This window comes from Streptomyces phaeochromogenes, assembly GCF_001418655.1.
Taxonomy (GTDB): domain Bacteria; phylum Actinomycetota; class Actinomycetes; order Streptomycetales; family Streptomycetaceae; genus Streptomyces; species Streptomyces phaeochromogenes.
The window spans coordinates 1-9,399 of sequence record NZ_LIQZ01000245.1; the positions used below are offsets into that span (position 1 = coordinate 1).

Here is a 9,399-nt window from a genome sequence, read left to right on the forward strand (position 1 = left end):
GTTCGGGGGCGGAGCCCCTGAGTCAGGGATGGGAATGGGTAGGGGCGGCGGGGGCGAAAAACAGGCCTGCCCGATCTCACCCGTACCCTTGGGGCGTGAGCAGCCCCACCTCCGACGCCCTCCTGGGTCCCGCCGACATCCGCGAGCTCGCGGAAGCCCTCGGCGTACGACCCACCAAGCAGCGCGGCCAGAACTTCGTCATCGACGCCAACACCGTGCGCCGCATCGTGAGGACCGCAGGAGTCCGCCCCGAGGACGTGGTCGTCGAGGTCGGTCCGGGACTCGGCTCCCTGACCCTCGCCCTGCTGGAGGCCGCCGAGCGCGTCGTCGCCGTAGAGATCGACGACGTCCTCGCGGGCGCGCTCCCCGCGACGATCACCGCCCGCATGCCGACCCGCGCGGACCGCTTCGCGCTCGTCCACTCCGACGCCATGCAGGTGACCGAACTCCCCGGCCCCGCCCCCACGGCCCTCGTCGCGAACCTCCCGTACAACGTCGCCGTCCCGGTACTCCTGCACATGCTCGACACCTTCCCCACCATCGAGCGCACGCTCGTGATGGTGCAGGCGGAGGTCGCCGACCGCCTCGCCGCCCCGCCCGGCTCGAAGGTCTACGGCGTGCCGTCCGTGAAGGCGAACTGGTACGCCGACGTCAGGCGGGCGGGCTCCATCGGCCGCAACGTCTTCTGGCCCGCGCCCAACGTCGACAGCGGGCTCGTCTCGCTGGTGCGGCGCGAGGAGCCGGTGAAGACGACCGCCTCCAAGCGCGAGGTCTTCGCCGTGGTGGACGCGGCCTTCGCCCAGCGGCGCAAGACCCTGCGGGCCGCGCTCGCCGGCTGGGCCGGTTCCGCCCCCGCCGCCGAGGCCGCCCTCGTCGCGGCCGGCGTCTCGCCCCAGGCGCGCGGTGAGTCCCTGACGGTCGAGGAGTTCGCACGGATCGCGGAGAGCAAGCAGTGAGCGTGACGGGCATGACGGGCGTGACGGGCGTGACGGGCGTGACGGGCGTGACGGCAAGGGTCCCCGCCAAGGTCAATGTGCAGCTCGCGGTGGGTGGTGCCCGCGCCGACGGGTTCCACGACCTGGCCAACGTCTTCCTCGCGGTCGGCCTCTACGACGAGGTCACCGTGACCCCGGCGGACACCCTCCGCGTGACCTGCGAAGGGCCCGACGCCTCCCAGGTCCCCCTGGACCGTACGAACCTGGCGGCCCGCGCGGTGGAGAAGCTCGCCGCGAGGACGGGGCGCGAGGCCCGTGTGCACATCCACATCGCCAAGGACATCCCCGTGGCCGGAGGCATGGCGGGCGGGTCCGCCGACGGCGCGGGCGCGCTCCTCGCGTGCGACGCCCTCTGGGGTACGGGGGCCTCGCGCGACGAACTCCTCGACATCTGCGCCGAGTTGGGCAGCGACGTGCCGTTCAGCCTGGTCGGCGGTGCGGCGCTCGGGACCGGGCGGGGGGAGAAACTGCGGGTCCTGGAGGTCGGGGGGACCTTCCACTGGGTGTTCGCCGTCGCCGACGGCGGGTTGTCGACGCCTGCCGTGTACGGGGAGTTCGACCGTCTCAACGAAGGGGTGGAGGTGCCCGAGCCGGTCGCCTCCGGCGGGCTGCTCGGGGCGTTGGCCAAGGGTGACTCCACGGCCCTCGCCGCCGCCCTCTCCAACGACCTTCAGGCCGCCGCGCTGTCCCTGCGGCCCTCGCTGGCCCTGACGCTGGCCGCCGGTACCTCTGCCGGGGCGCTGGCCGCGCTGGTGTCGGGGTCCGGGCCGACGACCGCGTTCCTCGTGCGTGACGCCGAGGCGGCGGTGAAGGTCGCGGATGCGCTCGTCGCTTCCGGGACCTGCCGCGACGCCCGTGTCGCCGCGGGGCCCGTGCTGGGGGCCGTCGTGCTCTGACGGGCGTTGCGGCACGTGCCGCAACGGGTGGCTTGAAAGGTTCCCTCGGAAACCGCTTACACAAAGGGAGTTACCGGTTCCAGGCCTGCCTGTGTGGGCCGTGTGGAGGTAGTCGGCGGATTCCGCCCGGCCCTGTCGCTTGCATATAAATGCAGGTCAAGTGTTATGCAGGTCACCGTAGTTCAATTCACGTCTATCTCCCGGCTGACCCCCTTTCGTCCTGGTCCGCCGCTCAGCTCGGGCTGGCATTATCGGCCGCCTCCGGTGTCTTGTTACCGGCGGTACTTCCGTGCGTACGGTCAGGCCGTGCGGCGGGCGAGAGGGGTTTCCCCATGGGTCACATGGACCACTTCAGCGCCGGATGGGTCACTCCCGTCCTGTCTTTCGCGATGGCCTGCGTCGGCGCGGCACTCGGACTGCGGTGCACGGTCAGGGCACTTGAGGCGGACGGTGCCTCCAAGCGGAACTGGCTGGTGCTGGCCTCGGTCGCCATCGGCTCCGGGATCTGGACCATGCACTTCGTCGCGATGCTCGGCTTCGGCGTCGACGGCACGCCGATCCGCTACGACGTCCCACTGACCGTGCTCAGCCTGGTCGTCGCCGTACTCGTCGTCGGCGCGGGCGTGTTCACCGCCGGCTACGGCCGTTCGCGCGTACGTGCCGTGCTGCTCGGCGGGCTCGGCACCGGCCTCGGCGTCGCGGCCATGCACTACATCGGCATGGCGGCGCTCAACCTGCACGGCACGGTCAAGTACGACCCGACCCTGGTCATCGCCTCGGTCGCGATCGCCGTCGTCGCCGCGACCGCCGCGCTCACGCTCAGCCTCGTCGTACGCGGGCCCGTCGTCGCCACCGCGGCAGCCCTCGTGATGGGCCTCGCGGTCAGCAGCATGCACTACACCGCGATGTACGCCGTGAGCATTTCCCTCGCGCCGAGCAGCGCGGCCCTGGCGGGCGCGACCGCCACGGAGTTCATCTTCCCCCTCGCCGTCGTCCTCGGCTCCTTCCTCTTCCTGGCCGCCGCGTATGTCGCGCTCTCCCCGACCGGCAAGCGCGCCGAGTCCGCCGTGGCCGCCGAACTCCTGCGCCAGGTCGAGCTCTCCACCGCCTGAGCCGGCAGCCCGAAGCGGGCGACCGCAACCGCCCTCCGGACCGGCCGCCGCTCGTCCCACCCCTCCCTGAACGAGGTGTCCCCATGCGTGTCCGACGCACGCCCGACCGGTTGCGACCCCGATCGGTCAGAGCCAAGATCGTCTCCCTGCTCATGCTCCCCATCGTGTCGCTGATGGCCCTGTGGGGCTTCGCCGCGGTGACCACCGCCTCCAGCATCGGCGCCACCGAGCGGGCCAAGGAGGTCAACGCCGAACTCCTCGTCCCCGTCGACGCCTTCGTCACCGCCGTACAGGCCGAGCGGACCGCCGCCCTGCGGTACGCCGCCGCCCCCGGCAAGGGCGACCCCGCCGAACTGCGCGCCGCCGGCCGGACCTCCGACGCCGCCGCGAAGAAGCTCCTCGACGGCGCCAACGCCAGCAGCGCCGACGCCGGGCTGCTCGACTCCGTGCTGCCGGGGCGCATCGACCGCCTGGAGACCGACGCGGAAGGCCTCGCCGGGCTGCGTGCGGAGGCATCCGGCGACGGTGCGAAGGTCACGGACCTCCACACGGCGTACTCCACGATGATCGAGCACGCCTTCGCCGTCTCCGGCGCGCTCACCGGCGAGGAGCGCACGAGCTCCGCCTCGGAGGCCCGGGTCGTCCTCGAACTCGCCCGTGCCCGCGAGGCGCTGGCCCAGGAACAGGCGATCCTTGCCGCCGGCCGGGCCGCCGGAACGCTCACCAAGGACCAGTACGCGCTGTTCGTCGGCGCCGTCGCGACCCAGCGCCAGCTGCTCGCGCCCGCCGTCGCCGATCTCCGGCCCGGACACCGGTCCGCGTACAACACCGTTCTGCAGAGCGGGAGTTACGAGAGCCTGCAGGCCATCGAGAACCGGGTGCGCAGCGCCGGGCCCGGCGCCTCGGCCGTGTCGGCGGGGTTCCTCACGCAGTGGGACGGCTCCGCGAAGTCCGTCCTGGACGGGCTGGCCAAGGCCGAGAAGAGCGCCGGAACGGCCGCCGTCTCGCAGGTCAACGCCTTCGGCTGGGACACGCTCGGCGCCTCCGGCGTCGCCGTCGCCCTGGGCCTCGTCGGCGTACTGCTCTCGCTGCTCGTCTCCGTGCTCGTCGGGCGCGGGCTCATCGTCGAACTCCTCGACCTGCGCAACTCCGCCCTCGAAGTGGCCGGCCGCCGGCTGCCGCAGGCCATGCGGCGGCTGCACGCCGGGCAGGGCGTCGACATCGACGCCGAGGCACCCATGCGACGCCTCGCGGGCGGCGAACTCGCCCAGGTCGGCACCGCCCTCACCGCAGTCCAGCGGGCCGCCCTCAAGGCCGCCTCCGAGCGCGCCGAACTCCTCAGCGGCATCTCCGGCGTGTACGTCAGCATCGCGCGCCGCAGCCAGGTCCTGCTGCACCGCCAGCTCGATCTGCTGGACGGGATGGAACAGCGCCAGCGCGATCCGGCCGAGCTCCAGGACCTGTACCGGATCGACTACCTCGCCACCCGGATGCGGCGGCACTCCGAGAGCCTGCTCATCCTGTCCGGCATCGCGCCCGGCCGTGGGTGGCGCGATCCGATCCCGCTGTCGGAGGTGCTGCGCGCCGCCGTCGCGGAGATCGAGAACGCCTCCCGCGTACGGATCTGGGCCACGCCCCGTGTCTCCGTCGCGGGCGGGTCGGTCGCCGACGTCATCCATCTGCTCGCCGAGCTCGTCGAGAACGCCTCCGCCTTCTCGCCGCCCAGCACGCAGGTGCAGCTGCGGGCCGCGCGGGTGCGGGGCGGGCTGCTCATCGAGGTCGAGGACAGCGGCTTCGGTATGAAGGAGGACGCGATGGCCGAGGCCAACCGGAAGATCCGGTCCGAGAAGGTCGATCTGCTGGACGCCAAGCAGATCGGGCTGATCGTGGTGAACCGGCTGGCCGAGCGGCAGGGGGTGAGTGTCGAGCTGCGGTCCTCCGGGAGCGGGGGTGTCACGGCGGCCGTCCTCATCCCGGAGAACCTCGTCCGGGACGACATGCCTGTGCATGACCGGGCTCTGGCCGAGTCGGGGGCGGGGGGTCGCTCCTTGGCCCCGGCTTCTGCGCTGATACCGCCCCAGCGGAGGCAGTAGGCCTTCCGATGCCAGGGCGTGTGTCGTCTGCGGGTGGGATGTGGCTCGGTGCGCAGTTCCCCGCGCCCCTGGGGGCTGGGGGCTGGGGGGAGCCGCCCAGTGGACGCGCGGAAGGATCAACCTTTCGGGCGACTACCCTGGAAGGTCGATCGATCCCCCTTGTCAGGAGTGCGATGGCCGTCAATCTGGTCAATGTCGAGGCAGTCAGCAAGGTGTACGGAACCCGTGCGCTGCTCGACGGAGTCTCCCTCGGCGTGTCCGAGGGCGACCGGATCGGGGTGGTCGGCCGCAACGGTGACGGCAAGACCACACTGATCCGGATGCTCGCCAAGCTGGAGGAGCCCGACACCGGGCGGGTCACGCACTCCGGCGGCCTGCACCTCGGCGTGCTCACCCAGCACGACTCCCTCGACCCCGAGGCCACCGTCCGCCACGAGGTCATCCGGGACATGGCCGACCACGAGTGGGCGGGCAACGCCAAGATCAGGGACGTACTCACCGGATTGTTCGGGGGTCTCGACCTGCCGGGCTTCCCGCAGGGGCTCGACACCGTGATCGGACCGCTCTCCGGCGGTGAGCGGCGGCGGATCGCGCTGGCCAAGCTGCTCATCGAGGAGCAGGACCTGATCATCCTCGACGAGCCCACCAACCACCTGGACGTGGAAGGGATCTCCTGGCTCGCCCAGCATCTGAGCCGGCGCCGGTCCGCGCTCGTCTGCGTCACCCACGACCGGTGGTTCCTCGACCAGGTCTGCACGAGCATGTGGGACGTGCAGAAGGGCGATGTCTACGAGTACGAGGGCGGCTACACCGACTACGTGTTCGCCCGGGCCGAGCGGGAGCGCATCGCCGCCACCGAGGAGGTCAAGCGGCAGAACCTCGTCCGCAAGGAGCTGGCCTGGCTGCGGCGCGGGGCGCCCGCCCGTACGTCAAAGCCGCGCTTCCGCGTCGAGGCCGCCAACGAGCTGATCGCCGATGTGCCTCCGCCCCGGGACAGCAGCGAGCTGATGAAGTTCGCCTCGACCCGGCTCGGCAAGACCGTCTTCGACCTGAAGGACGTCACCGTCCAGGCCGGACCCAAGGTGCTCCTCAAGCACCTGACCTGGCAGCTCGGCCCGGGCGACCGGATCGGTCTCGTCGGTGTGAACGGCGCGGGCAAGACCTCCCTGCTGCGGGCCATGAGGGACGCGGCGCTCTCCGAGGGCGAGACACAGCCCGTCGCCGGACGGGTCGCGGTCGGCAAGACCGTCAAGCTCGCCTACCTCTCCCAGGAGGTCGCCGAGCTCGACCCGACGCTGCGGGTGCTGCAGGCCGTCCAGGCCGTGCGTGACCGCGTGGACCTCGGCAAGGGCCGCGAGATGACCGCGGGCCAGCTCTGCGAGACCTTCGGCTTCAACAAGGAGAAGCAGTGGACGCCGGTCGGTGACCTGAGCGGCGGTGAGCGCCGGCGTCTGCAGCTGCTGCGTCTGCTGATGGACGAGCCGAACGTCCTCTTCCTCGACGAGCCGACGAACGACCTCGACATCGAGACCCTCACGCAGCTGGAGGACGTCCTCGACGGCTGGCCCGGTTCGATGATCGTGATCTCCCACGACCGGTTCTTCATCGAGCGCACGACGGACCGGGTGTTCGCCCTCCTCGGCGACGCGACTCTGCGGATGCTGCCGCGCGGGATCGACGAGTACCTGGAGCGGCGCCACAAGATGGAGGAGGCAGCGGCGGCCTCGGCCCCCGCGCCCGTCCAGTCGGCCGAGAAGTCCGGTGTGTCCGCCGCGGACGCCCGCGCCGCGAAGAAGGAACTCCAGAAGATCGAGCGGCAGCTGGACAAGATCTCCGACAAGGAGAGCCGGCTGCACGCCCAAATCGCCGACAATGCCACGGACTTCGGGAAGGTGGCGAAAATGGACGCCGACCTGCGCGAACTGGCCACTGAGCGCGAGGAGTTGGAAATGCGGTGGCTGGAGCTCGCAGACGAGGCGTGAAGGCTCCGTGAAGGAGCATAACGAGGGCATCACGGGCCGGTCCTCCCTTGGGAACAGGGGAGGAACCGGCCCCTTGTTCGAGTGCGTCATGGTGATAGAAAGAGCCGTCCGAGAACACTCTTGGGCAGTCTGACAACCACTGTGAGTGCATCGCCTACTGCGGTGCGTACTGCAGGGCATGGCTAAAAATCAGTGAAGAGGGGGAACGCGCTGATGACTCAGCCGCCCAACCAGCCGCCGCAGGGCGGGTTCGGAGCACCGCAGGACCAGCCGCCGCAGGGCCAGCCGCCACAGGGCGGCTTCGGTCCGCCGCAGGCGCCGCCTGGAGCCACGCCTCCGCCGCCCGCCCAGCCGCCGGGAACTCCGCCGCCGCCTCCGCAGGGCGCTCCAGGGACCCCGCCGCAGCCCGGTTACGGATACCCGCAGCAGCCCGGCCCCTACACCCAGCCGGGTCCGTACGGCCAGCAGCCGGGTCCGTACACCCAGCCCGGCCCGTACGGGCAGCCGCAGCAGCCGGGGCCGTACGGCCAGCCCGGCTACGGGTATCCGCAGCAGCCGCAGTTCCCGGGTGCGCCCGGGACGCCGCCGGGCGGTGGCTCGCGCAACCCCTTCAAGGGGAAGCCCGCGGTGATCATCGGGGCGGCGCTGGCCGCGGCGCTCGTCATCGGCGGCACCGTGCTGGCCGTCTCCGGCGGGGGCGACGACTCCAAGAAGAAGCCCGTCGCCGACAAGAGCCAGGACGGCAAGGCCCCCGCCTCGGACGCCCCGGTGAACCCCGGTGACGGCAACGGCGACGGCAACGAGGGCAGCGAGGACCTCAACGAGGGCCGCCAGGCGGGCGAGTCGAAGGTGCTCTGGTACAAGGAGGCGCCCGACGCGCCCGGTTCCGGCGCCGATGCCCCCGGCCTGTGGGTCACCGACAAGGTCGCCGTGAAGGCCGCGTACAAGGAGGTCTTCGCCTACAACGTCGACGACGGCAAGGTCGCCTGGCCCGCGGTCTCCTTCCCGGAGAAGATCTGCGCGGTGTCCCAGCAGAAGACGTCCGCCGACAAGGTCTTCGTGGCGTACAAGGAAGGCACCAAGGACACCGCCGAGTGCAACCAGGTCGTCGAACTCGACCTGGCCACCGGCAAGAAGGGCTGGACGAAGGAGATCCCGGAGGGCGACCTCTTCGACAGCGCCCTCAGCCTCAGCCTGAACATCGTCGGCGACACGCTGATGGTCGGCCGCTCCATGTCCGGCGTCGGCTACGACGTGACCAGCGGCGACAAGCTCTACGACAAGAAGAAGTACGGCGCCTCCTGCTTCCCGTCGGCGTTCACCGGCGGTGCCAAGCTGCTCGCCGTCTCGTCCTGCGGGGCCGGCGGCGACGACGAGCACGACGAGGTGCAGGAACTCGACCCGGCCACCGGCAAGGCCAAGTGGACCAAGAAGTTCCCCAAGGGCTGGCGCGTGGAGCGGACCTACTCCGTCGCCCCCGCCGTCATCTACCTCACCAACGCCGACAAGAAGCAGTGGAACATCACCACGCTGAAGAACGACGGCTCGGTCCGCTCGGAGGTCGACGTCGACGAGTCGTTCGCGCCCGAGTGCGGCTGGGCGATCCTCTCGCGCGACCTCCAGGGCTGCGAGGGTGTCGCGGCCGACGCGAACACCCTCTACCTGCCGACCGAGGCGAAGAGCGGCGCCAACGAGATCGTCGCCATCAGCCTGGAGAGCGGCAAGGAGAAGTGGCGGGTCAAGTCCCCCGCGGACGAGGCGATGATGCCGATGAAGCTGGACGGCGCGAACCTGATTGCCTACGTGCAGCCCTCGTACGACGCGGGCGGGCGGGTCGTCTCCATCCCGACCGGCGGCGGCTCGCACACGCCTAAGAAGCTCCTGCAGAACCCGCAGGGCACCGCGGACATCGAGGACGGCTTCTTCTCGAAGGCCGTCGACTACGTGGACGGGCGCTTCTACCTCTCCACCACTCGCCTGACGGGCAACGACGAGTCCAAGGAGAAGCTGATGCTGGCCTTCGGCAAATGACCGGGCCGGCTCTCCCGCACGGCTCGCACGGCCAGCACGGCCTGCACGCTCGTCCCGTCCGGCCCGTCCACGGCCACCAGACCTTCGTCCCCTTCGTATCCGAGGTACACACGTCATGAGTCAGCCGCCGCCCCCGCCGCCCAACCAGCCGCCCCAGGGAGGCGGTTTCGGCGCCCCGCAGGACCCGCCTCCGGGTGGCTTCGGCGCGCCCACCCCGCCGCCGGCCACTCCGCCCGCCGGGCCCCCGCAGCAGCCGCAGCCGGGCTACGGCTACCCGCAGGCACCGGGGC

The 9,399-nt window shown here is 71.1% G+C and carries 6 protein-coding genes; all 6 read left to right on the plus strand.

What is annotated here, in order from left to right:
* Window positions 1-95 precede the first annotated feature (95 nt).
* The 6 genes from rsmA to AOK17_RS29815 all read left to right on the plus strand — a co-directional run bounded on the left by rsmA (window position 96) and on the right by AOK17_RS29815 (window position 9,109).
* Window positions 96-956, plus strand: a complete 861-nt coding sequence (gene rsmA / locus AOK17_RS29790; RefSeq protein ID WP_055615669.1) for a 16S rRNA (adenine(1518)-N(6)/adenine(1519)-N(6))-dimethyltransferase RsmA — start codon at window positions 96-98, stop codon at window positions 954-956.
* Between the two features lie 11 nt (window positions 957-967).
* Window positions 968-1,891 (plus strand): 4-(cytidine 5'-diphospho)-2-C-methyl-D-erythritol kinase, encoded by a 924-nt coding sequence (locus AOK17_RS29795; protein WP_055615674.1) that lies wholly within the window; start codon window positions 968-970, stop codon window positions 1,889-1,891.
* 332 nt (window positions 1,892-2,223) lie between these two features.
* Window positions 2,224-3,003 carry an MHYT domain-containing protein gene (locus AOK17_RS29800; protein WP_055615670.1) on the plus strand — a complete coding sequence of 260 codons (780 nt, stop codon included), beginning with the start codon at window positions 2,224-2,226 and terminating at the stop codon, window positions 3,001-3,003.
* Between the two features lie 83 nt (window positions 3,004-3,086).
* The gene (locus AOK17_RS53640) at window positions 3,087-5,096 is read left to right on the plus strand and encodes a sensor histidine kinase (RefSeq protein WP_055615671.1); all 2,010 of its coding nucleotides are present in this window, start codon (window positions 3,087-3,089) and stop codon (window positions 5,094-5,096) included.
* A 173-nt stretch (window positions 5,097-5,269) separates the two neighbouring features.
* Complete coding sequence (locus AOK17_RS29810) at window positions 5,270-7,078, plus strand: ABC-F family ATP-binding cassette domain-containing protein (protein ID WP_055615672.1); 1,809 nt, start codon at window positions 5,270-5,272, stop codon at window positions 7,076-7,078.
* A gap of 213 nt (window positions 7,079-7,291) precedes the next feature.
* Entirely contained in the window at window positions 7,292-9,109 is a 1,818-nt protein-coding gene (locus AOK17_RS29815) for an outer membrane protein assembly factor BamB family protein (RefSeq protein WP_055615673.1), read from the plus strand.
* Window positions 9,110-9,399: the final 290 nt, after the last annotated feature.

What these genes read in the sequence shown, in the direction of transcription:
- AOK17_RS29810 (WP_055615672.1), top strand. Translation starts at nt 5,270, where the DNA reads ATGGCCGTCAATCTGGTCAATGTCGAGGCAGTCAGCAAGGTGTACGGA.
- AOK17_RS53640 (WP_055615671.1), top strand. Translation starts at nt 3,087, where the DNA reads ATGCGTGTCCGACGCACGCCCGACCGGTTGCGACCCCGATCGGTCAGA.
- AOK17_RS29800 (WP_055615670.1), top strand. Translation starts at nt 2,224, where the DNA reads ATGGGTCACATGGACCACTTCAGCGCCGGATGGGTCACTCCCGTCCTG.
- AOK17_RS29815 (WP_055615673.1), top strand. Translation starts at nt 7,292, where the DNA reads ATGACTCAGCCGCCCAACCAGCCGCCGCAGGGCGGGTTCGGAGCACCG.
- AOK17_RS29795 (WP_055615674.1), top strand. Translation starts at nt 968, where the DNA reads ATGACGGGCGTGACGGGCGTGACGGGCGTGACGGGCGTGACGGCAAGG.